Annotated in this window: 23 protein-coding genes; 6 read left to right on the top strand and 17 right to left on the bottom strand. The window is 65.8% G+C overall.

Translation table 11 applies throughout. The features are described from left to right. Window positions 1-30 precede the first annotated feature (30 nt). Window positions 31-1242: a glycogen synthase gene (gene glgA, locus ABG82_RS07245; RefSeq protein ID WP_078343891.1), complete on the top strand. Its 1212-nt coding sequence runs from the start codon at window positions 31-33 to the stop codon at window positions 1240-1242. A gap of 19 nt (window positions 1243-1261) precedes the next feature. Here glgA and ABG82_RS07240 read toward each other — a convergent pair whose 3' ends face one another. The 3 genes from ABG82_RS07240 to ABG82_RS07230 form a co-directional block, all read right to left on the bottom strand. Then, window positions 1262-1429 carry a DUF3117 domain-containing protein gene (locus ABG82_RS07240; protein WP_005059648.1) on the bottom strand — a complete coding sequence of 56 codons (168 nt, stop codon included), beginning with the start codon at window positions 1427-1429 and terminating at the stop codon, window positions 1262-1264. A 133-nt stretch (window positions 1430-1562) separates the two neighbouring features. Beyond that, complete coding sequence (locus ABG82_RS07235) at window positions 1563-2141, bottom strand: DNA-3-methyladenine glycosylase I (RefSeq protein ID WP_043077232.1); 579 nt, start codon at window positions 2139-2141, stop codon at window positions 1563-1565. Then, window positions 2131-2445 carry a DivIVA domain-containing protein gene (locus tag ABG82_RS07230; RefSeq protein WP_078343911.1) on the bottom strand — a complete coding sequence of 105 codons (315 nt, stop codon included), beginning with the start codon at window positions 2443-2445 and terminating at the stop codon, window positions 2131-2133. Before ABG82_RS07230 ends, ABG82_RS07235 begins: the two co-directional genes overlap by 11 nt. Window positions 2446-2494: 49 nt before the next feature. On the opposite strand from ABG82_RS07230, the gene ABG82_RS07225 reads away from it, so the two are divergent. Further along, window positions 2495-2986 carry a pyridoxamine 5'-phosphate oxidase family protein gene (locus tag ABG82_RS07225; RefSeq protein ID WP_043077234.1) on the top strand — a complete coding sequence of 164 codons (492 nt, stop codon included), beginning with the start codon at window positions 2495-2497 and terminating at the stop codon, window positions 2984-2986. A gap of 26 nt (window positions 2987-3012) precedes the next feature. Here ABG82_RS07225 and ABG82_RS07220 read toward each other — a convergent pair whose 3' ends face one another. Both ABG82_RS07220 and folP read right to left on the bottom strand, forming a co-directional pair. Then, window positions 3013-3936: a glucosyl-3-phosphoglycerate synthase gene (locus ABG82_RS07220; RefSeq protein ID WP_043077235.1), complete on the bottom strand. Its 924-nt coding sequence runs from the start codon at window positions 3934-3936 to the stop codon at window positions 3013-3015. Beyond that, window positions 3933-4808, bottom strand: a complete 876-nt coding sequence (gene folP / locus ABG82_RS07215) for a dihydropteroate synthase (RefSeq protein ID WP_054416741.1) — start codon at window positions 4806-4808, stop codon at window positions 3933-3935. Before folP ends, ABG82_RS07220 begins: the two co-directional genes overlap by 4 nt. Window positions 4809-4941: 133 nt before the next feature. Between folP and ABG82_RS07210 the strand changes: the two genes are divergently transcribed. Further along, a complete protein-coding gene (locus ABG82_RS07210) occupies window positions 4942-5919 on the top strand; it encodes an NAD-dependent epimerase/dehydratase family protein (protein WP_043077237.1) in 978 nt (325 codons plus the stop codon). Here ABG82_RS07210 and ABG82_RS07205 read toward each other — a convergent pair. From ABG82_RS07205 to ABG82_RS07175, 7 genes are all read right to left on the bottom strand, one after another. After that, complete coding sequence (locus tag ABG82_RS07205) at window positions 5916-6248, bottom strand: HNH endonuclease (protein ID WP_043077238.1); 333 nt, start codon at window positions 6246-6248, stop codon at window positions 5916-5918. The two genes, ABG82_RS07210 and ABG82_RS07205, sit on opposite strands and share 4 nt — an antisense overlap. Before the next feature lie 25 nt (window positions 6249-6273). Then, the gene (gene fadD6 / locus ABG82_RS07200) at window positions 6274-8064 is read right to left on the bottom strand and encodes a long-chain-acyl-CoA synthetase FadD6 (protein ID WP_043077239.1); all 1791 of its coding nucleotides are present in this window, start codon (window positions 8062-8064) and stop codon (window positions 6274-6276) included. A gap of 90 nt (window positions 8065-8154) precedes the next feature. Next, entirely contained in the window at window positions 8155-9945 is a 1791-nt protein-coding gene (fadD6, locus tag ABG82_RS07195; protein WP_043077240.1) for a long-chain-acyl-CoA synthetase FadD6, read from the bottom strand. Between the two features lie 103 nt (window positions 9946-10048). Next, window positions 10049-10591 carry an LOG family protein gene (locus ABG82_RS07190; RefSeq protein WP_043077241.1) on the bottom strand — a complete coding sequence of 181 codons (543 nt, stop codon included), beginning with the start codon at window positions 10589-10591 and terminating at the stop codon, window positions 10049-10051. Beyond that, window positions 10588-11340 carry an LOG family protein gene (locus tag ABG82_RS07185; protein WP_043077242.1) on the bottom strand — a complete coding sequence of 251 codons (753 nt, stop codon included), beginning with the start codon at window positions 11338-11340 and terminating at the stop codon, window positions 10588-10590. The genes ABG82_RS07190 and ABG82_RS07185 overlap by 4 nt, the downstream gene beginning before the upstream one ends. Before the next feature lie 27 nt (window positions 11341-11367). Continuing rightward, entirely contained in the window at window positions 11368-12306 is a 939-nt protein-coding gene (locus tag ABG82_RS07180; protein ID WP_078343890.1) for a TIGR03564 family F420-dependent LLM class oxidoreductase, read from the bottom strand. A gap of 29 nt (window positions 12307-12335) precedes the next feature. Further along, entirely contained in the window at window positions 12336-13535 is a 1200-nt protein-coding gene (locus tag ABG82_RS07175; protein WP_043077243.1) for an MFS transporter, read from the bottom strand. 55 nt (window positions 13536-13590) lie between these two features. On the opposite strand from ABG82_RS07175, the gene ABG82_RS07170 reads away from it, so the two are divergent. Continuing rightward, the gene (locus ABG82_RS07170; protein WP_043077322.1) at window positions 13591-14331 is read left to right on the top strand and encodes an AraC family transcriptional regulator; all 741 of its coding nucleotides are present in this window, start codon (window positions 13591-13593) and stop codon (window positions 14329-14331) included. Here the strand turns inward: ABG82_RS07170 and dapE are convergent. Beyond that, window positions 14321-15397 (bottom strand): succinyl-diaminopimelate desuccinylase, encoded by a 1077-nt coding sequence (gene dapE / locus ABG82_RS07165; RefSeq protein WP_043077244.1) that lies wholly within the window; start codon window positions 15395-15397, stop codon window positions 14321-14323. The two genes, ABG82_RS07170 and dapE, sit on opposite strands and share 11 nt — an antisense overlap. A gap of 23 nt (window positions 15398-15420) precedes the next feature. Here dapE and dapD point away from each other — a divergent pair, with 23 nt between their 5' ends. Continuing rightward, window positions 15421-16368, top strand: a complete 948-nt coding sequence (gene dapD / locus ABG82_RS07160) for a 2,3,4,5-tetrahydropyridine-2,6-dicarboxylate N-succinyltransferase (protein ID WP_043077323.1) — start codon at window positions 15421-15423, stop codon at window positions 16366-16368. Between the two features lie 7 nt (window positions 16369-16375). After that, window positions 16376-17329, top strand: a complete 954-nt coding sequence (locus tag ABG82_RS07155; RefSeq protein WP_043077245.1) for an SGNH/GDSL hydrolase family protein — start codon at window positions 16376-16378, stop codon at window positions 17327-17329. Window positions 17330-17337: 8 nt separating this feature from the next. Here ABG82_RS07155 and ABG82_RS07150 read toward each other — a convergent pair whose 3' ends face one another. Genes ABG82_RS07150 through pruA form a run of 4 tightly spaced genes read right to left on the bottom strand, consistent with a single transcriptional unit; the run spans window position 17338 to window position 21882 of the window. Further along, the gene (locus ABG82_RS07150) at window positions 17338-17886 is read right to left on the bottom strand and encodes a DinB family protein (protein WP_043077246.1); all 549 of its coding nucleotides are present in this window, start codon (window positions 17884-17886) and stop codon (window positions 17338-17340) included. Beyond that, window positions 17883-19274, bottom strand: a complete 1392-nt coding sequence (locus tag ABG82_RS07145; RefSeq protein ID WP_043077247.1) for an acyl-CoA synthetase — start codon at window positions 19272-19274, stop codon at window positions 17883-17885. Before ABG82_RS07145 ends, ABG82_RS07150 begins: the two co-directional genes overlap by 4 nt. A gap of 15 nt (window positions 19275-19289) precedes the next feature. Beyond that, entirely contained in the window at window positions 19290-20255 is a 966-nt protein-coding gene (locus ABG82_RS07140; protein ID WP_043077248.1) for a proline dehydrogenase family protein, read from the bottom strand. Further along, the gene (gene pruA, locus ABG82_RS07135) at window positions 20248-21882 is read right to left on the bottom strand and encodes an L-glutamate gamma-semialdehyde dehydrogenase (RefSeq protein WP_043077324.1); all 1635 of its coding nucleotides are present in this window, start codon (window positions 21880-21882) and stop codon (window positions 20248-20250) included. The genes ABG82_RS07140 and pruA overlap by 8 nt, the downstream gene beginning before the upstream one ends. Window positions 21883-21930: the final 48 nt, after the last annotated feature.

Here is a 21930-nt window from a genome sequence, read left to right as displayed (position 1 = left end):
CCGTCGGAGCCACCTACTACGGTCGTGGCTATGACCGACGGTCCTGGCGCATCTGACGCATCCACGACGCGGGTGGCGATGATGACGCGGGAGTATCCGCCCGAGGTATACGGCGGGGCCGGTGTGCACGTCACCGAGCTGGTGGCGCAGCTGCGCACGCTATGCGATGTCGACGTGCACTGCATGGGCGCACCCCGGGACAACGCCTTTGTCCATCGGCCCGACCCCGCGCTGGATGGCGCCAACCCGGCGCTGACGACGCTGTCGGCCGATCTGGTGATGGCCGCCGCGGCAGCCGGTTCGACGGTGGCGCATTCACACACCTGGTACACCGGGATGGCCGGTCACCTGGCCAAGCTGCTGCATGGCATCCCGCATGTCCTGACGGCACATTCCCTGGAGCCACGCCGCCCCTGGAAGGCCGAGCAGCTCGGCGGCGGCTATCGGGTGTCCTCATGGGTGGAACACACCGCCATACACGCCGCCGACGCCGTCATCGCGGTCAGCAGCGGGATGCGCGATGACATCCTCGTCACCTACCCCGACCTGGACCCTGACCGTATTCATGTGGTGCGCAACGGGATCGACACCGCCTCGTGGTACCCGGTAGATCCGGCGGATGCGATCACCCAGCCTGGATCGGTGCTCGCCGAACTCGGCGTGGACCTGAACCGCCCGATTGTCGCCTTCGTGGGACGAATCACCCGGCAGAAGGGGCTGGGACATCTGGTGGCGGCAGCGCATCAATTCTCGCCCGAGGTGCAGCTGATTCTGTGCGCGGGTGAGCCCGATACTCCCGAAATCGCCGAACAGATCACCGGCGCCGTCACCGAGTTGGCCGCTGCCCGGCCCGGTGTGCACTGGATCCGCGAGTTTCTGCCCATCCCCAAGCTGCGAGAGGTGCTCTCCGCGGCAACAGTTTTTGTGTGCCCGTCGATCTATGAACCCTTGGGCATCGTGAATCTTGAGGCCATGGCGTGCGGTACCGCCGTGGTGGCGTCACGCGTCGGCGGGATACCCGAGGTGGTTGCTGACGGAGTCACCGGGACCTTGGTGCCGTACGAGAGCAGCGAAGCCGCCGCATTCGAGTCGGGTATCGCCGACGCGGTCAACGCGCTAGTCGCGGACCCAGCCCGCGCCACCGAATACGGCAACGCCGGTAGAGCCCGCTGTATCGAAGAGTTCTCGTGGGCGCACATCGCGGAGATGACCCTGCAGATCTATCAGAAGGTCTGCAGCTAGCGCCGGGGGCTGGTAGGCCCTAGCTGGTGACGTTCTTGAGTTCGTCGCCGAGCGCGGCAGCCTCATCCGGGGTCAGCTCGACCACCAAGCGACCGCCACCTTCCAGTGGCACGCGCATGACGATTCCGCGCCCCTCTTTCGTAGCCTCGAGAGGACCGTCGCCTGTTCGGGGCTTCATGGCCGCCATCGTGTGCTCCCTCCAAATTCCAGCCAAGGGTGTTCGGCATCTCCGACCATTGTTCCCTATCTGAGCTGCCGTTTCACTGGACCATTCTTCCCTATCGGGAGCATCTGGGGACAGCAGACCCTCAACTGGCCCCTCAGTCGGGCGTGGTGTCGGCCCGCGGAACCCAACAGGAACGCACATGATCGTCCACCATGCCGGTGGCCTGCATCAGCGCATATGCCGTGGTAGGACCCACAAAACGGAACCCGCGGCGTTTGAGCTCCTTGGCCATCGCGGTGCTCTCCTCGGTCACCGCGGGCACGTCGGAAAGACGTTGCGGCCGGGCGCGGCGTTTCGGCGCAAACGACCACAGTAGGTTGGACAGATCGGTGTCCAGATCCAGAACGGCACGGGCATTGGAAATCGCCGATTCGATCTTGGCGCGGTTCCGCACGATCTCGGCGTCTGCCATCAGCCGGGCGACATCGGTGTCGGTGTATCGGGCAATCTTCTCCGGCTGGAACCCGTCGAACGCCCGCCGGAATCCCTCCCGTTTACGCAGGATGGTGATCCAGGCCAGACCACTCTGGAAGGCCTCGAGGCAGACCCGCTCGAACAGGGCGTCACGGCCGTACAGCGGCCGTCCCCATTCGTTGTCGTGGTAGTCGGTGTACAGCGTGGACCCGGCCGAATCCACGGCCCAGGAACAGCGGGTGGGCTCCTTAGTCGGCATTTGCTTCGATGTTGACTCGGGCGCCCCGCACCTCGTCGAGCTCGGCACGCAGGTCGTCGATCTGGCGGGCCAGCCGGTCCAGCACCCAGTCAACCTCGCCGGCCTTGTACCCACGGAACACCAGGGAGAACTTGACGGCGTCCACGTCGGCCCCGGTCACCTTGTCGGCGGGCAGGACGGTGGCGGTGGTGCCCTTGGGCAGCGGCGGCAGCTCCTCGCCCCGACCGAACAGCATCGAGCCCAGCACGAACAGCACGGCGGCCACCGCGATGAGAACCAGCAGATACGTCAGTGCGAACGTCACCCCACAGATCTTGCCAGCGGGGTCCGACATCCCGACCTACCGTGGGGCCATGACCACCTGGCGAGAGTTCACCCGGCAGGCCCCGACCGTCGCCGACGTGTTCACTCGCCGCCACGCCGCGACGCGCAACCTGTGCTTCCTGTCCACGCTTCGCCGCAGCGGCGCGCCTCGCATCAGCCCGATGGAGCCCCGCATCTTCGACGGCAGACTCATCGTGGGCGGCATGCCCGACACCACCAAGCTCGCAGACCTGGCGCGCGATCCCCGCTTCGAGTTGCACACCGCGACCACCGACACCCAGCTCACCCAGGGCGATGCCAAAGTGTGGGGCACCGTGCACGACGAGCAGGATCTCGATCTGCATGCCAGGTTCGCCCAGAATCTCTACGCCACCATCGGATTCGATCTACGCGGACGGCGATTCACGCCGTTCTATGTCGCCGATATCGAGGGCGCGTCCTCGGTGCGGCTCGATGACGGCCACATGATCGTCACGGTCTGGTCGCCAACCGGGGGCGAACGCGAAATTCAGAAGACCTGACGCCGAGTGTGAGCGCTAGTGCGTACCTATCGCAGGGTGTTCATCGGCGGGCGGTCCTCCAGCGAAACCGCCGAACTGCGCGGGGTGAATCCGTCGCCGTCGGCGAAGAATTGCGTGATACCCACACCGGAGTCCGGAATCCCACACCGCGACAGCATGGTCGCCATCACCTGCCGGCTCATCACCCCGAGTTCCACCAGCGGCCGGTTGCGGTGACTGCGCACACCCAGGTTCACCTGGGCGATGGACGTCAGCCCCAGCTTGTCGTAGGTGTCGATGAGCAGTCCGATCTCCACGCCGTAGCCGGGCGCGAACGGCACCGAGGACAGCAGCTCACGGGTGCCCGCGTACTCGCCGCCCAGCGGCTGCACCACGCAGCTCAGCTCGGGCCGTAGCGCCGCGAGCATGGGCCGGGCCACCAGCTCGGTCACTCGCCCACCACCGTTGGCATCCTCTGCCCCGCTGACCTTGAGCGGACGCCGATAGAAGCCCTTGACCAGATGGATGCCCTGCCCCAACAGCAGCGGACCCAGCAGGTGGGGCACAAACATCGGGTCGGGATCGATCAAGTCGGAGTCGACGAATGCGATGACGTCACCGGTGGTCGCGGCCACCGACCGCCACAGCACCTCGCCCTTGCCCGGGTTCGGCGGCACTTCCGGCAGCGCCTGTTCGCGGCTGACCACGCGCGCACCCGCGGCCACGGCCCGGATCGCGGTGTCATCGGTGGAGCCCGAGTCCAGCACGATCAGCTCATCCACCAGACCGCCCAGCAGCGGGCTGATGGTGTCGATGACGGCCGCCACGGTCTCCTGCTCATTGAGCGCGGGGAGCACCACCGAGACGGTGCGGCCCTTCTTCGCGGCGATGAGCTGTTCGACGGTCCATTCGGGCCGGTTCCAGCTGTGGGTGTCCAGCCAGCTCTGTTCGATGCCAATTGTCGAGGTCATGCCAACCCCCTCACTGTTCGCGCCGGTGGGCGAGTTCCGACGATGGAGCCCACCATTTCCAGCGTGCGGCGTGTGGGCCCGACTTCGTGCACCCGGAACATCCGGGCACCGGCGGCCGCCGCCAGCGCGGTGGCGGCGAGGGTGCCCTCGAGTCGTTCTGTCAGTCCCACACCAAGAGTCTCCCCGATGAAATCCTTGTTGCTCAACGCCATGAGCACGGGCCATCCGGTATTAACGAGATCGTTTACGTGGCGCAACAAAGCGAGCCCGTGGAACGTGTTTTTGCCGAAGTCATGCGTCGGATCGATCAGGATCGCGTCTTTTGATACGCCCAGAGCCATCGCGCGCTCGGCGGAAGCGGTCACTTCGGCGATGACGGCGCGTACGACGCCGTCGACCTCGGTTCCGTAGTTGACGCGGTAGGGCCGGGTGCGCGGCATGGCGCCTCCGGTATGGGAGCAAACCAATCCGGCACCGTGGGCGGCGGCGACGGCCGGTAGCTCGGGATCGACCCCCGCCCAGGTGTCGTTGATCAGGTCGGCGCCTGCCGCACAGGCCTGCTCCGCGACCTCGGCACGCCAGGTGTCCACGCTGATCAGCAGGTCCGGATACGCGCCACGTACCCATTCGATGAAGGGCACCACCCGCGCGGTCTCGGCTTCGGTGTCGACGGTCTCCCCCGGACCTGCCTTGACGCCTCCGATGTCCACCACATCGGCGCCCTCCTGCACGGCGCGGTGCACGGCGGCCTGGGCGGCTTCGTCGGTAAAGGTGGCTCCACGGTCGTAAAAGGAGTCCGGTGTGCGGTTGACGATCGCCATGATGAGGGCACGATCGGTGCGGACGGGTCGCCCACAAAACGTCTCACGCACGCCCTCATTGTGCAGGCCAAACCCATGGCGCCACGCGCCGAGTGTGAAGCTATTGCGGGATTTGCCCCGTTTTCTCGCAACAGCTTCACACTCGGCGAACGAAATGACTTGCAGGCCTTGGCAGTATGGGCATATGAGCGAGAATCGATTCCTGGTTACCGGGTCCTCGGGCCACCTGGGCGAGGCGCTGGTACGCACGTTGCGGCGAGGCGGAGCCGACGTCGCAGGAATCGATATCGCCGCGGGCCCGGCAACCGACATCGTGGGCTCGATCGCCGACCGTGAACTCGTCGGCGCGGCGATGGCCGGGGTGACCTCGGTGCTACACACCGCGACCCTGCACAAACCACACGTCGGATCGCATACGCGCGCCGACTTCATCGAGACCAACATCGAGGGCACCCTGGCGCTCCTGGAAGCGGCGGTGACCGCCGGGGTCACCAGCTTCGTCTACACCAGCACCACCAGCGCGTTCGGGCACGCGCTCGTCGGTTCGGGCGAGGCGGCTTGGATCACCGAGGACGTGGCCCCGGTACCCAAGAACATCTATGGCGCCACCAAAACCGCCGCCGAGGACATCGCCCATGTGGTGCATCAGGACAGCGGTCTTCCGGTCATCGTGCTGCGCACCTCGCGGTTCTTCCCCGAGCAGGACGACAACGACGCGGTACGTAATCGGTACCGCGACGAGAACGCGAAAGCCAACGAGTACCTGTACCGCCGGGTGGATCTCGCCGATGTGGTCGACGCACATCTGCTGGCTGCCGATCGTGCGCCAGCCATCGGCTGGGCCATGTATGTGGTGTCGGCGACGACGCCCTTCACGCCGGATGACGGCGCACAACTACGCACCGATCCGGGCGCCGTGGTGGCCCGATACTTCCCGGATCAGCCCGGCCTGTACGCCGCGCACGGCTGGTCCATGTTCCCGACGATCGACAGGGTCTACGTCAATACCAGGGCCCGAACAGAACTCGGCTGGCGGCCGCGATACGACTACCGTCATGTCCTCGATTGCCTTGCCGGGGAAGCGGATTTCCGCAGCCCGCTGGCGCGTGAGATAGGTACTAAGGGCTATCACGATGAGCCGACGGGCGTCTACACCACCTAGGCGAGCGCTTGAGTGACCTCCACATACCGGCGCAGAAAGGCCGTCTCATCAAGGCGCTTGCGCCGCATCCAGCTGGTCACCTCGGCATTGCACTTGCTGGAGTTGCAGGACGCGCAGGCCGGGACCACGTTGGATTGCGTGTATCGGCCGCCCCGCGAGATCGGCTGCACGCAATCGCGCTGTAGTGCGGTTTCGGTCGCACCGCAGTAGGCGCAGCCACCCCAGGCCCGTACCAGCCCCAACCACTGCTCATTGGTGAGGTCGTTGTCGGCTCGGCTCACCCGCAGACGACGGCGCCGCGACGCACGCACTCTCCGGCTGACTCCCACCGGGGAACAGTAACTCCTGAGACGCCTAACCTTTGGGACGTTGCCCGGCGGCGAGCTCGGCGGGGTATTCCGGGTAGAACGGCACGTAACCTTCGGCGCGGCCGGCCAGTACATAGAGCGGATCGCTCACCGCATCGCCGTAGGCCTCATCGCGCAGCTCCACCTTGCGGCTCTTGAACGTGACGGTATGTTCCAGGCTGTCCACTATCCGGATGAACAGCGGTAGCGCATAGCCGGGCAGCGTCTTGAAGGCCAACTGCCCCAGCCTTTCCGGATCGAAGTGCGCCGCGCCGTGAAGTTTGATGGCGGCCATCCCCGCGCGGCCATCGCAGCCCGGTACCTCGACGCCGAAGACCGTCGACTCCTCGATCGCGTCATCCTGGTCCAGCGCCGCCTCAACTTCGGTGGTGGCGACATTTTCACTCTTCCACCGAAAGGTGTCGCCCAGTCGATCCCCGAACGCGGCGTGGCGCCAGCCCAGGTCCCGGAGCAGATCACCGGTGTTGAACCAGACGTCGCCCTTCTTGAAGGCGTTACGTACCAACTTCTTTTCTGTCGCCTTCGCATCGGTGTAACCGTCGAAGGGAGCCAGCGAGGTCACCTTGCTCAACAGCAGCCCCTGCTCACCGGTACCGACCTTGGTCAGGAAGCCTTTGGCGTTCCGGGCGGGCTCGCCGGTCTCCACGTCGTATTCGACGAAGGCGATCGGCGATGGACAGATTCCCACCGTGCGATCGATGTTGAGTACGTTGACGAATCCGGTGTTCGCCTCACTGGCCGAATACAATTCGCTGATCTGCTTGATTCCGAATCGCCGGCTGAACTCGCCCCAGAGCTCCGCCCGCAGGCCGTTGCCCACCATCACCCGCACCTTGTGTTGGCGGTCAACGGGTTTCGCGGGCTGGTTCAGCAGATACCGACACAGTTCTCCGATGTAGATGAAGCCCGTCGCCTGGTTCGCGATGAGTTCGTCCCAGAAGCGCGAAGCCGAGAAGGAGCGGCCGATGGCCAGGGTCGCGCCGGTGGTCATGGTGGATCCCACGGCCACGGTGAGCGCGCTGTTGTGGTAGAGCGGCAGGCAGCTGTAGAACACTTCCGAGGGCCGCAATCGCAGTGTCACACTGCCGAATCCGGCCGCGGCGCGCAGATAGCGGTAGTGCGTCATCACACTGGCCTTGGGCAGGCCGGTGGTCCCGGAGGTGCAGATGTAGAGCGCCTTGTCACTCGCGCGCACCGCCGCGGTAGCCGCGGGATTGGTGGCCGGAGCGTGCTGCGCCAACTCGTCGAACTGCTCGACGGTGAACAGCACGTCGACCCGTACACCACAGTCCTGGATCGCGGAGACAAATTCCGAGTCGGCGACGAGGACCTTCGCGTCGAGCAGCCCGATGCTGTGCGCCAGCACATTGTCGCGCTGATTGAAGTTGAGCATGCCGGCCACTGCCCCCAGCTTCGTGGCCGCCAACATCAGCAGCACCACCTCCGGGGAGTTCCGCAGCATGATGCCCACCACGTCACCGCACCGCACACCCTGGGACGCCAGCGTGGCCGCGTACCGGTTGGCGGTGGCGTTGGCCTGCGCGTAGGTGACGTCCTTGCCCTCGCACCGCAAGAAAACCCGATCGGCATGGCGGGCAGCACTCTCGGCGAACACGCTGCCGATCGAGGTGCGCGCCCCGGGTGTCGCCTTGGCCGCGCTGAGCACGCCGCGCACGATGGTCGGCAGATCAGGCAACAGGGCCGGCAGCCGTACCAGCACGTCAGCCAGATTCACCCGCTCGCGAGCTGCTGCCGGAATGTTTTCGCGCACCACCATGTGTCCTCCGAATTCGCCGTACCACGCTGTCCGGGCCTAACGAATCGTTGACGAATGGAGTAGATACGTCAAGTACTACCGACGGGTGGGCTAGCCCTTGGGGCGCTGGCCGCCCGCCAATTCCTCCGGGTACCCGGGATAGAACGGGACGTACCCCTCGGCGCGACCGGCCAGCACGTACAGCGGATCGGACACCGACTCGCCGTACGCCTGCTCACGCAGCTCCACCTTGCGGCTCTTGAAGGTGGTGGTGTGCTCCAGGGTGTCGACGATCCGGATGAACAGCGGCAGCGCATAGGCGGGAAGATGCTGATAAACGGTATCGCTCAACGACTTTGGATCGAGTTCGACGCCGTCATGCAGCTTGATGGCGGCCATGCCGGCACGCCCATCGGTGCCCGGCACCTCGACGCCGAACACGGTGGACTCTTCCACCGCGTCGTTGTTGTCGAGGGCAGCCTCTACCTCGGTGGTGGCGACGTTCTCGCCCTTCCAGCGGAAGGTATCGCCCAGCCGGTCCCCGAACGCCGCGTGACCCCAGCCCAGATTGCGCATCAGATCGCCCGTGTTGAACCAGGTGTCGCCCTTCTTGAAGGCGTCGCGCACCAGCTTCTTCTCCGAGGCGGTCGGGTCGGTGTACCCATCGAACGGGGACATGCTGGTTACCTTGCTCAGCAACAGCCCCGCCTCGCCCGCCCCGACCTTGGTCAGGAAGCCCTTCGCGTCGCGCAGCGGCTCGCCGGTCTCCACGTCGTACTTGACGTAGGCGAGCGGGTACGGGCAGATACCTACGGTGCGATCGATGTTGAGCGCGTTGACGAATGCGGTATTCGACTCGCTGGCCGAGTAGAACTCGCACACCCGCTTGATGCCGAAGCGCTTGGTGAACTCACCCCACAACTCGGCCCGCAAACCGTTGCCGATGATCACGCGCACCTTGTGCTGCCGGTCGGTGGGCTTGGGCGGCTGGTTCAGCAGGTAACGGCACAGCTCGCCGATGTAGATGAATGCCGTTGCGCGGCTGGCGATCACTTCATCCCAGAAACGCGACACCGAGAACGAGCGGCCAATCGCCAGGGTGGCTCCGGCATTGATCGTCGTCGATACCGCGAGGGTCAGCGCGTTGTTGTGGTACAGCGGAAGGCAGCTGTACAGCACGTCGCTGGACCGCAACCGCAAGGCCAGGCTCCCGATGCCATACATGCCGCGCAGCCACCGGTAGTGCGTCATCACGCTGGCCTTCGGCAGCCCGGTGGTGCCGGAGGTGAAGATGTAGAAGGCACGGTCCTTGGCCAGCACGGCCTCGGTGGCGCTGGGGTTGGTGGTGGGCGCCAGCACCGACAACCGGTCGAGTTCGTCGGCGGTCAGCTGTGAGACCACGTTGACGCCCGACTCACCGATGGCGTCCTCGAACTCCGCGTCGGTGACCAACATCTTGGAATCGAGCAGCCCGATGCTGTGGGCGAGCACATCGCCGCGCTGGTTGTAGTTGAGCATGCCCGCGATGGCACCGAGCTTGACCGTCGCCAGCATCAGCAGCACGGTCTGCGGCGAGTTACGCAGCATGATGCCGACCACGTCGCCGCGGCCGACACCGTGCGAGGCCAGGGTGGCCGCGTATCGGTTGGCGGTGGCGTTGGCCTGCGCGTAGGTGATGTCGTTGCCCTCGAACCGCAGGAACACGTTGTCGGCGTACTTGGCGGCGCGCTCGGCGAACAGCGCGCCGATCGAGAGGCGCCCATTGGGGTTCGCCTTGATGCCGCCCAACACACCACCCGCCATGATCGGCAGATCGAGCGCCAGCGACGGGAGCTGTGCCAGCACTTCGGTCAGCCGCACCCGGTTACGGGCCGTGGACGGAATGGTGCTGCTTGCGGACATCTGATTCTCCCTGTTGTCGGTCGTCCCGCGCGCGGGTCATCCGTGTTTATTACCGCTCAGTAGGCATTGGCTCACCGCATTGTTGACGAACCGTAGGGCCCCGTCAATCCGTTGGTTTACACGCGTCGAGTGCGGCGGCGATATCGGTGTGCACCAGCAGCCGGTCCCGGGCCGGGGCCGCGACGTAGCCCTTGTCCTGAAGTTCGTCGAGCCAGCGCAACAGGCCGGTGTAGTGGCCGTCAGGGTCCAGCAGCACCACCGGCTTCTCGTGCAATCCCAGGTAGCCGGCGGTCCAGGTCTCGAAAACCTCTTCCAGAGTGCCGATCCCACCGGGCAGCGTGATGAAGGCGTCGGCCCGATCCTCCATGATCTGCTTCCGCTCCCGCATGGTGGTGGTAACGATCAGTTCGTCCGCATCGGTGTCGGCGACCTCTCGGTGCACGAGCGTCTTCGGAATGACGCCGATGGTGCGTCCACCGGCCGCCCGCGCCGCTTGGGCGATCGCTCCCATCGCCGACACATTGCCGCCACCGGACACCAGGGTCCAGCCGCGCTCGGCGATGGCAGTGCCCAGACGACTCGCCAATGTCAAGAGCTCAGGGTGGCGTGGCCCGGACGCGCAGTACACACAGACGGAGAGGCTCATCGGTGGCTTCCGTTTCCGTTAGCGGCCGACGCGAGAATGATCTCGACGGCCTCGTCGACACTGTCGGTCACCGAAAGCAGCGCAAGATCCTGCTCACCGACCTTGCCCGCGGGCAGCAGCGTGCCGCGGATCCAGTCGAGCAGGCCCGACCAGTACTCGGTGCCCAGCAGGATGATCGGAAACCGCGTCACCTTACGGGTCTGCACCAGGGTGAGCGCCTCGAAAAGTTCGTCGAGAGTCCCGAATCCGCCGGGCAGACATACGAAGGCCTGGGCGTATTTGACGAACATCGTCTTGCGGACAAAGAAGTAGCGGAAGTTGATACCGAGGTCCACCCATTCGTTGAGGCCCTGCTCGAACGGCAGCTCGATGCCCAGCCCCACCGAGTAACCACCCGATTCACTGGCGCCGCGGTTGGCGGCCTCCATGGCGCCCGGTCCGCCGCCGGTGATGACGGCGTACCCGGCGTTCACCAGGGCGGTGCCCAGGTCACGCCCCAGCCGGTACTCGAATGAATCCGGGGTGGTCCGGGCCGAGCCGAAAACGGTGACCGCCTTGGGGGTTTGCGCCAGCGCGTCGAATCCCTCGACGAACTCACTCTGGATGCGCAGCACCCGCCATTGATCCGTGTGTGTCCACGCGCCGGATTCGTGACTGTCCAGCAGGCGTTGATCGGCGGTGGTCAGCTCGCAACGGTCGCGGCGCAGCCGGACGGGTCCGTGCAGTTGGGTTAGCGGTTGATCGGGCACCTAGCCAGCCTAGGGGCCGCCGGCAATTCAGTTTCCGCGGGACAGCTCCCCCAGCAGCGCCAGTGTGCGGGCCTCGTCCTGGGCCCCGCCCAACTCGGTGTGGCTGGCGAAGACTTCGGTGGCCCCGGCGTCGAAATAGCGCTGCAGCTCCGTGGCCACATGCTGCTCATCGCCGATGATCGCCAGCTCTCCGGTGTGCTGAACACCTTCGGCGTCAAGCACTTTCCGATACGACGGGATGTTCTCGTAAAAGGCCATGTCTTCAATGGCCAGCGCCCGCACCCGTTCGGGCTCGGAAGTGACGACGACAGCCACGCCGGCGATGACCCGTGGGCGCGGCCGGCCGGCGTGTTCGGCGGCGGTGTTGATGACGGGGACGATCTGTTGGCTGAGCGCGCGCGGTCCGGCATGCAGCGGAATCGTGCCGTCGGCCAGCTCGCCAGTGGCGCGCAGCGCCTGCGGCGCCATCGCCGCCACCAACACGGGAATGTTCTCGCCGCCAGGCTGGGCGGTGGTGAATTCAGGTGCGACGGTGAGAGTCTCACCATGGAACTGCGCGGTTCCGGTGTCCAGCAGTTGCCGCAGGGTGGTGAGGTACTCACGTAGACGGCGTATCGGTTTGTCTACGTGCAGGCCGTAACTGGGACCTTCGATCACCGGGGCGCCGAGCCCCAAGCCCAACTGGAAGCGCCCGTGGGTGGCGGCCTGCGCGGTCTGCGCGGCCGCCGACACCTCGATGGGATGGCGCGGGTTGATGGGAATGACCGAAACCCCCACAGTGACATCGGGAACTGCTTGCCCTACGACGGCAGCCATGGTGATCGAGTCATAGTGGTACATCTGCCCCAGCCATAGCGTGCTTACCCCGGCGTCTGCCACCCGGCGTGCGTGCGCGATGAACGAGTCGACCAGGTTGGTGTCACTCTGAACGCTGAGGGGTCGGCCGATGGCCACTCCGAGTTTCACCTCTCGGCCAACCCCCCACATTCGGTGCGCTATTCCCGCCCGGGTTGCGGCAGCAGGAAGGCCAGCACAATCGCCAGAATCGGTATGCCGCACAGCGTGGTCAACACCGCCGCGGGGCCATGGTGATCGGCCAGCACGCCCAGCAGCGGAACGAAGAATCCGCCGACGCTCACGGCCAGCCCCAGTGTCACCCCGGCGGCCGTGCCGGGACGTGTCGGCAGATAGTCCTGTCCGAGTTTGACCAGTACCGCGAAGGGGATGTTCACGGCGATGCCGACCACGGCGGCCAGCGCCAGCGCGACCCAGGGCTGCGGGCATATGCGCAGCGCCACGAAGGCGGGGATCGCCACGATGCTGCCGACCCGGATGGTGGCGATCATCCCGATCCGGTCGCTGATCCGGCCGCCGAGCAGGGTGCCGATCACACCGCCGCCCAGGAACATCGCCAGCCCGGCACCACCGATGGCGGCGGAAACACCGAGGTGATTGATCAGGTACAGCGCGATGAAAGTGTTCATGCCGAAGTAGACCGCCGAACGCACCACCTCGACGGCCACCAGCACCGAGAAGGCGCCCCAACGATCCCTGCCGGCCAGCTGTCGCTGCACGGAGGTAGCCGATCCCAGCCGCAGCTGATAGCGCCACAACACGAATCCCATGATGACGGCGGGCGGGATGAACCAGGCCGTGGCACCCAGACCTGAGGACACCAGCGCGGGAGTCACCAGTGCGGGCGCCAGGAAGAAGCCGACGCTGCCTCCGGCGGCGAACAGACTCATCGCGGTGGCGCTGTCTCCCGCGTCGCGCCGGGCATCGCGTCCGGCGGCAGGATGAAAAGCCGCCACCCCCAGTCCTGAGATGAGCAGCATGGCCCAGACCAGCCAGTAGCCCGGCACCAGTCCGGCAAGGCCGGCACCGACTCCGGCGGCTGCCAGGCCCACGGGCGCCATCCACAGCAGCCGCCACCGATCCGCGATGAGACCGAGCAGTGGTTGGGGCAGTGCACTTCCCAGCGTCGCCGCGAGCGCCAGGCCCGATGCTGCCGCGTAGCTGTAGTGGCGCTCCAGCACGAAGAAGGGAATTGCCGCGGGCACCAGGCCTTGATAGAAGTCGTCGACGGCATGCGCAACTGCCCAGTACCGCATGCGATTCCACGCCGATACCGGTGCGGGCGCGATCCGTGGGGTATGCCGCGCTGTCAGCTGTTCATCGTTCGCCAAATCGGTCACGAAGGACGAGATTATGGATGCGCCGGCGCGCAAGCCTCCGATAAAATGCCATCTTGTGTTGATTAACCGCCATCTCACCGGGGCGATGTCGGTGGCCGGGGGCCATCGCATCAATCGCCATTGGCACGAGGAACACCAAATCGTGTACCCGGCCAGCGGCGTTCTGGCGGTGACCACCGATGACGGCACCTGGATCGCACCACCGAACCGCGCGTTGTGGATCCCCTCCGGCGCCGGTCATGAACATCGCTTTTACGGCCCCACCCAGTTCCACTCGGTGGCATTCGATCCGGCGGCCTACTCCGTGGAGCTGGCGAACCCCACCGTCATCGCGGTCTCGCCCTTGCTACGTGAGCTCATCATCACCTGCTCCGATCCCGGCGAGCTACCCGAAGACGAGGTCGCGCGGCTACGTGTGGTCCTCATCGATCAACTCCGGCACAGCCCGGAGCAGGCACTCAAACTGCCCACCCCACACGACGAACGCTTGGCCGAGGCGTGCGCCCTGGTGGAAGAAGACCTCACCCAGGTATGGACGGTGGCCGACCTGGGGCGGCGCGTGGGTGCCAGCGAGCGCACCCTGACCAGGCTGTTCCGCACCGATATGGGCATGACCTACCCGCAGTGGCGTACCCAGATCCGCCTTCATCACGCGTTGCGGCTGCTCGCCGAGGATCGTCCGGTGACCTACGTGGCGCATCAATGCGGCTGGGCCACGCCGAGCGCCTTCATCGACGTGTACCGGCGCACTCTCGGTCAGACGCCGGGAACGTACGCCGCACCCGTCACACGCTGAGATAGCGGCGAAGCACCTCGGTGACATCGGTGATCTGCCGGACCGGAACGTGTTCGCCACGCGTGTGCGCCAAGTTGGGATCGCCCGGCCCGTAGTTGACCGCGGCGATGCCGCGAGCCGCGAATCGGGACACGTCGGTCCAGCCGTACTTCGCGCGCACCACTCCCCCTGCCGCACCGATCAATTCAGCGGCGGCCGGACGATCCAGGCCCGGCAACGCGCCGGCGGCCGAGTCGGTGAGTTCGATCTCGGCGTCCAGCCCGTCGAAAACCTCACGCACATGCGCGAGCGCCTGTTCCGGACTGCGGTCAGGGGCGAACCGGAAGTTGACGGTGACGGCCGCCGCGTCGGGGATGACGTTTCCGGCGACACCGCCGTCGATCCGTACCGCTGACAGGCCTTCCCGGTACTCGCAGCCGTCGATGTCGACGATGCGCGCCCGGTACGCGGCAAGTCGGTCCAGCACGGTACCCAGCTTATGAATGGCGTTGTCCCCCAGCCAGGATCGCGCCGAGTGCGCACGGGTACCCGCAGCCCGGATGACCACGCGCAAGGTGCCCTGACAGCCTGCTTCGATGAGCCCGGCGGTGGGCTCGCCCAGGATGGCGAGGTCCGCGTCGAGCCATTCGGGTAGTTCACGTTCGATACGGCCCAGACCGTTGGCCGAGGACTCGATCTCCTCGCAGTCGTAGAACACCAGGGTTAGATCGACGCGGGGTGTCACGGTGGCAGCCAAGTGCAAGAAGACGGCGTCCCCGGACTTCATGTCGACGGTGCCGCAGCCAAACAGAATGTCGCCGCCCTCCCCACGTTCCCAGCGACTGGGCACGTTGTCGGCGGCGGGCACAGTGTCCAGGTGCCCGGCCAGCATCACCCGGGTGCCGAGGCCCTTGTTGGTGCGGGCCAGCACCGCGTTGCCGTTGCGGATCACCTCAAAGCCACTGGTCTGGTCCCGCAGCGCAACCTCGACCGCATCGGCGATTTCGGCCTCGTGACGGGACTCACTGGGGATGTCTACCAGGGCAGCCGTCAGGGCGATGGGGTCACCAGCGAGTTCAAGCGCCACTGATTCAGGCTAGCGTGTACACCGTGAGCGGAGCAGTAGCACTTGGCCTGGCGACCATCGCGGCGGACGGATCGGTTCTGGATACCTGGTTCCCGGCCCCCGAATTGACCGATACCCCGGGCACCCCGGGTACCGAGCGAATCTTCGAGCCGGAAGCATCCGCCGAGCTGGCCGGGCTGGCCGGCTCGGATCCCGCTCGTGGTGTCGAGAAGGTGTTGGTACGCACCACGATTGGCTCGCTGGAAGACAAGCCCGTCGACGCCTATGACGCCTACCTGCGCTTGCATCTGCTCTCGCACCGGCTGATCCAGCCACACGGCGCCAGCGTCGACGGACTGTTCGGCGTGCTCACCAACGTGGTGTGGACGAACTTCGGCCCCTGCGCGGTCGAGGGATTTGAGACGGTCCGCGCCAGGCTCCGCGCCCGCGGTGTGGTCACCGTGTTCGGTATCGACAAATTCCCCCGCATGGTCGATTACGTGGTGCCCTCGGGCGTGCGTATCGCCGACGCCGACCGGGTACGCCTCGGCGCGCACCTCGCGCCCGGCACGACGGTCATGCACGAGGGATTCGTGAACTTCAATGCCGGCACGCTGGGCGCGTCGATGGTGGAGGGCCGAATCTCCGCGGGCGTCGTGGTGGGCGACGGCTCCGACATCGGCGGCGGCGCGTCGATCATGGGCACGCTGTCCGGCGGCGGCAGCCAGGTGATCTCGGTCGGTCAGCGCTCGCTACTGGGCGCCAACTCCGGCCTGGGCATCAGCCTCGGCGATGACTGCATCATCGAGGCCGGCCTATATGTCACCGCGGGCACCAAGGTCGCTACGCCCGACGGCAAGACCATCAAGGCACTCGAGCTCTCCGGCGCCAACAACCTGCTATTCCGGCGCAATTCGCAGACCGGGGCGGTTGAGGTGGTGTCGCGCGACGGCGGTGCGTTCGAGCTGAACGCAGCGCTCCACGCCAACTAGTTCCGCCATGTCCCCATCGCCGGCACAGACCGACGCACCTTCGCAGCGGTCGCGACTGGCGCGGGGTGTGGTGCTCGCGCTGCAGGTGTTGGGCGCCTTCATCATCGCGGTTCTCATGGTGATCGGTACCGCGACGGCACTGATCGCATATCAGGGCAAGCGGGCCCCGGCCGGCAATCATGAATATGTAGCCCTGGGAAGTTCGTTCGGCGCCGGGCCGGGGGTACCCAACCGAGATCCGACGAGCCCCATTCTCTGCATCCGATCCGGCAACAACTACCCCCACCAGCTGGCCAGGCTGCGGCACCTGGGCCTCACCGACGTCACCTGTTCGGGGGCCACCACCCAGCATGTTCTGCACGGTGGGCAACACTTTCAGCCGCCCCAGCTCGACGCGGTTCGTGATAGCACCAAGCTCGTCACCATCACCGCGGGCGGAAACGATATCTACTACCTGCCCAACCTCGTCGCATGGTCATGCGCGAAAGATCCCAGCGCCTTGCCATTCTCGTGGCGGCTGAGCGTGTGCGGCATCCGGTCCGATGACGACGTCGACAGCGCCGCGACACGCGTGGGCGCTAGCCTGCAGGAGATCGGCCGTGAGGCGCACCGGCGTGGGCCGAACGCCATCGTCGTCTACGTCGACTATGTGACGGTGCTACCGGACACCGGATACTGCCCGGACAAGCTGCCGATCACCAACGCTCAATTCGACCGCGCCAGGTCGCTGGCGAAAACCCTTGCGGCCACAACGAAAGAAGCCGCGCGCAGCACCGGTTCGCTACTGGTATCCGCCGCCGACCTGACCCGTGGGCACGATATCTGTTCGGCCGATCCCTGGGTGTATGGCTACACGTTCCCCGCGACGCCATTGAACTACGGGCCGATGGCTTTCCACCCGACCATGCGCGCGATGACGGTGATCGCGGGCGCAATCAACAAGGCCCTCACCAAGAGGTAGACCGGGCCTTACCGCCAGGCGTACAGATCGCGCAGTAGTGCGATCTCCGCGCCGTGATGCAGTAACTCACGATTGATGTGCAATGCCAGTGTCAGGAAAGGCTTCTCGGCCCAAGGCCCCTCGGCGGGTCCGACCGGCGAGGCGAGCGCCGCATCGTCCTTGCTCGCCACACCGTCACGCCATGCCGCATACATGACGTCAAGACGCCGCAGGGCCTCACCCGCGGTGACCGGGTAGTCGTAGGTCAGGTAATCGACAGGTGGCCCACCGAAATGGCTGGCAAGGCGCGCCCCCAGTACTCCCACGATGATGTGGCCCAGCCGCCACGCAATGGTGGTCACCGGCGCGGGTTCAGGTGGCGGAGCAGCGAACTCGATCACGTAGTCACCCGATCCGCCCTGCAGCGGCGCGACCGCGGTGCCGCGTGGGCGCAGACTCCAGCAGCCACGCACCGGCTCCCAGAAATACTCTTCGTCGGTCAACCCTTCAAACCGGGGACGCAGCTGAGAGGTCCAGTGCCAGTTGATCTGATCGACGACCTCCTCGGCCACGTTCACGTGATCAGCTCCTTCTTGAGAACCTTGCCCATGGCATTGCGGGGCAAGGAGTCCACCCGTCGCACTTCGCGGGGACGCTTGTGCACCGAGAGCTGCTGTGCCACAAAATTGATGACGTCATCCTCAGCCACCTCACCCACAACGTAGGCGACGATTCGCTGCCCCAGGTCGTCATCGGGAACTCCCACCACCGCGACTTCCACGATTCCGGGATGCCCCAACAGCACGGTTTCGATTTCACCGGCGCCGATGCGGTAACCGCCGGACTTGATGAGGTCGACCGATTCGCGCCCGACGATGCGGTGCATTCCCCCCGCGTCGACGACGGCGACGTCACCGGTGCGGTACCACCCGTCTTCGGTAAGTACCTCGGCGGTCTTCTCGGGCAGGTTGTGATAGCCGCTGAACAATGTCGATCCCTGAATCTGCAGCTGGCCAACGGTTTCCCCATCATGGGCGGCCGCAGAGCCATCCTCTCCCAGCAGACGGGTCCGTACCCCCGTGAGCGGGTGGCCAACCCAGCCGGCCCGGCGCTCCCCCTCGGCGCGGGTGGACAGGGTGATGACCGTTTCGGTGGCGCCGTAGCGCTCGATGGGCGCATGGCCGGTCAGGCGGCGTAGCTCATCGAAAACCGGCACCGGCAGTGGCGCGCTCCCCGACACCAGCAGCCGTGCGGCGGACAGTGCGCGCGCACAGGATTCGTCGGCGGCGACCCGCGACCACACCGTCGGCACGCCGAAGTACAAGCTGCCCTTAGCCGCCACATAGGCCTCCGGGGTGGGCTTGACGGTGTGCACAAATCGATTTCCCACCCGCAGTGAACCGAGCAGCCCGAGCACCAGACCGTGTACGTGAAACAGCGGAAGTCCGTGCACCAGAACGTCATCAGGTGTCCACGCCCATGCTTCCGCCAGTCCGTCAAGGCTGGCGGCCAGCGCGCGCCTGCTCAGCTGCACCCCTTTGGGGGCGCCGGTGGTGCCCGAGGTGTACACGATCAGCGCCGTCGACTCGGGGCGCGGCTCAGCGTACTTGTGCCACGACCGTGCGTGCCGGCGTACCGGCACATGGGGCAATCCCTCTGCCTCATCCGGTGATTCACCCAACCAGGCGACCGCGCCGCTGTCGGTCAGAATGTGGCGCCGCTCGGCCACGCCCACATCTGCCGGTACCGGCACAATCGGCACGCCCGCGATGAGTCCGGCGACCACCGCCAGGACTGTGTCAATGCTGGGGCGGGCAAGCACCGCTATCGGACCGGAAGCCCCGCCGATACGCTCGGCGGCTGCCGTCGCCGCACCCACCAGGTCACCGCGCCCCCAACTGTCCTCACCGACGCGGATCGCGTCCGCGAGATCTGGCGACTTGGGGTGAAGCGAGGTAAGCAGCATGAAGCCAGCCTAGAGCTAGCCCCCGGACACCAGTGCGCGAAGGAAGAACGTCATGTTGGCGGGGCGTTCGGCGATACGTCGCACGAAGTATCCGTACCACTGTTCCCCGAACGGGACGTAGACCCGCATATGGTGACCGGCACCGCTGAGCCGGCGCTGTTCAGCTTCCCGAATGCCGTAGAGCATCTGATACTCGTAATCGCCGGGTCCCCTGCCCGTCGCGCGTGCCATCAGGCCGGCCGCCTCGATGATGGCCGGATCGTGTGAGGCCACCATGGGATATCCGTCACCCTCCATCAACACGCGCAGGCAACGCAAGTAGGAGACGTCGACATCCTCCGGATCGCGATGCGCGACGGAGGCGGGCTCGTCGTAGGCCCCCTTGCACAACCGGATGCGTGAGTCCTTGCCTGATAGGTCAGCGCAATCGGCGTAGGTGCGCTTGAGATATGCCTGCAGTACGGTGCCCAGCCAGGGGAAGTCGGCGCGCAGGGCGCGCACAATGCTCAGTGTTGAATCCGTGGTGGTGTGGTCCTCGGCGTCGACGGTGACCCACACTCCCGCCTGATCGGCCTTGGCACACAACAGTTGTGCGTTCTCCAGGGCGATACGCTCCCCGTCACGCGGCAGTGCCTGCCCCAGCGCGGACAGCTTGAGCGAGATTTCCAGTGGTCGCACACCGGTGTGCACGGCGTCGCTGCGCTGCGCCAACGCATCCAGCAGCGCGAGGTACGCCGACACCGTGCGGGTGGCTTGCTCGCTGTCGGTGGTGTCTTCGCCGAGGTAATCGATGGAAATGAACCGGCCCGAATCGAGCAGCCCGGTACTGGCACCGAGCACGTCGTCCTGAGATTCGCCGGGCACGAAGCGCCGCACCACCTGCCGGGTCAACGGCATGCGTTCGGCGGCGTGCCGCAGCCGTGCTGACCTACTGGCCGCCAGGATGGCGGGTCTGGCTGTTTTCCCGAACCATTCAGCCATCCTCACCCTCCATGTGTGGGTATCGGTGTTCCGTTGGGGCGTCGAATGTTTCCTTGATGGACCGCGGCAACAGCCAACGATTCAGGTTCAGGGGCGATCCGGCCTTGTCATCGGTACCGGATGCGCGGCCACCACCGAAGGGCTGCTGACCCACGACGGCACCGGTGGGCTTGTCGTTGATGTAGAAGTTCCCGGCCGCATAGCGAAGCCGATCGCTGGCCGCTTGTATCGCCGCACGATCGTCGGCGACCACGGCGCCCGTCAGTCCGTACGGCGAGCCGGTATCGACGACATCGAGGATGCGAGCGTAGTCGTCGTCCGGATAGACATGCACGGCCAGAATAGGGCCGAAGTATTCGGTGGAGAACGCCTCATCCGTCGGGTCGTCCGAGAGCAGCACCGTGGGACGGATGAAATAGCCTTGGCTGTCGTCATACTCACCGCCTGCCGCGATGGTGACCCCAGCGCTCTTGGCGCGATCGATGGCGGCGGCGTTGCGTGTGAACGACTTCTCGTCGATGACGGCGCCGCCGAAGTTGGCGAGGTCGGTGACGTCGCCGTAGCTCAGTCCCGACGTGGCATCCAGGAATTCATCGCCCATCTGATCCCACACCGACCGCGCCACGAACGCACGGGAAGCCGCGGAGCATTTCTGCCCCTGGTAGTCGAAGGCGCCGCGAATAAGGGCCGTGCGCAATATGTCTGGACGTGCCGACGTATGCGCGACAACGAAATCCTTGCCGCCGGTCTCACCGACGAGCCGCGGGTAGGTGTTGTACCTATCGATGTTGGTACCCACCTCCCGCCACAGGTGTTGGAACGTGCGGGTGGAGCCGGTGAAGTGGATACCCGCCAGCCGCGGATCGGCCAGTGCCACATCGGAGACCGCGATCCCGTCGCCGTTGACCAGGTTGATAACACCCGGCGGCAGTCCAGCCGCTTCCAGAAGTTCCAGGGTGAAATGGGCCGCGAAGGCCTGCGTGACGGACGGCTTCCACACCACGGTGTTCCCCAAAAGAGCTGGGGCCGTGGGAAGGTTCCCGGCGATAGCCGTGAAGTTGAACGGGGTGATGGCGTAGACGAACCCCTCTAGTGGGCGGTACTCCATCCTGTTCCACGCGCCACCGCCACTGTTGGGCTGCTCGGCAAGGATCTGTCGCGCGAATTGCACGTTGAACCGCCAGAAGTCGGCCAGCTCACAGGCCGAATCGATCTCGGCCTGGTATGCGGTCTTCGACTGCCCGAGCATGGTGGCCGCGTTGAGCGTGGCGCGCCACGGCCCGGACAACAGGTCAGCGGCACGCAGGAAGACTGCCGCTCTGTCATCGAACGGCAGTGCCGCCCAATCATTCTTGGCGGTGATGGCCGCCTCCACCGCATCACTGGCCTCACGATGACCGGCATTGGTGACGGTGCCCAGCACTGAGCGGTGGTTATGCGGCTGCACCACGTTGACGCGTTCGCCATCGCTCATCCTGCGCACCCCGCCGATCACGTGCGGCAGGTCAATGGGTGACGCGGACAATTCACCCAATGCCGACGTCAATCGGTCGCGTTCAGGACTGTGCGGAGCGTAGGCGAGCACCGGCTCGTTGGCGGGAGCCGGCACAGTGGTGATGGCATCCATGTACCAAGCATCGTCCTGCGCACCCATGGGTGTCGAGAGTTGGCGCAG

Origin of the sequence: Mycobacteroides immunogenum (assembly GCF_001605725.1) — a bacterium.
GTDB lineage: Bacteria > Actinomycetota > Actinomycetes > Mycobacteriales > Mycobacteriaceae > Mycobacterium > Mycobacterium immunogenum.
The sequence above is the reverse complement of the archived record's forward strand: the minus strand, read 5'-3'. Positions and strand labels throughout refer to the sequence as shown.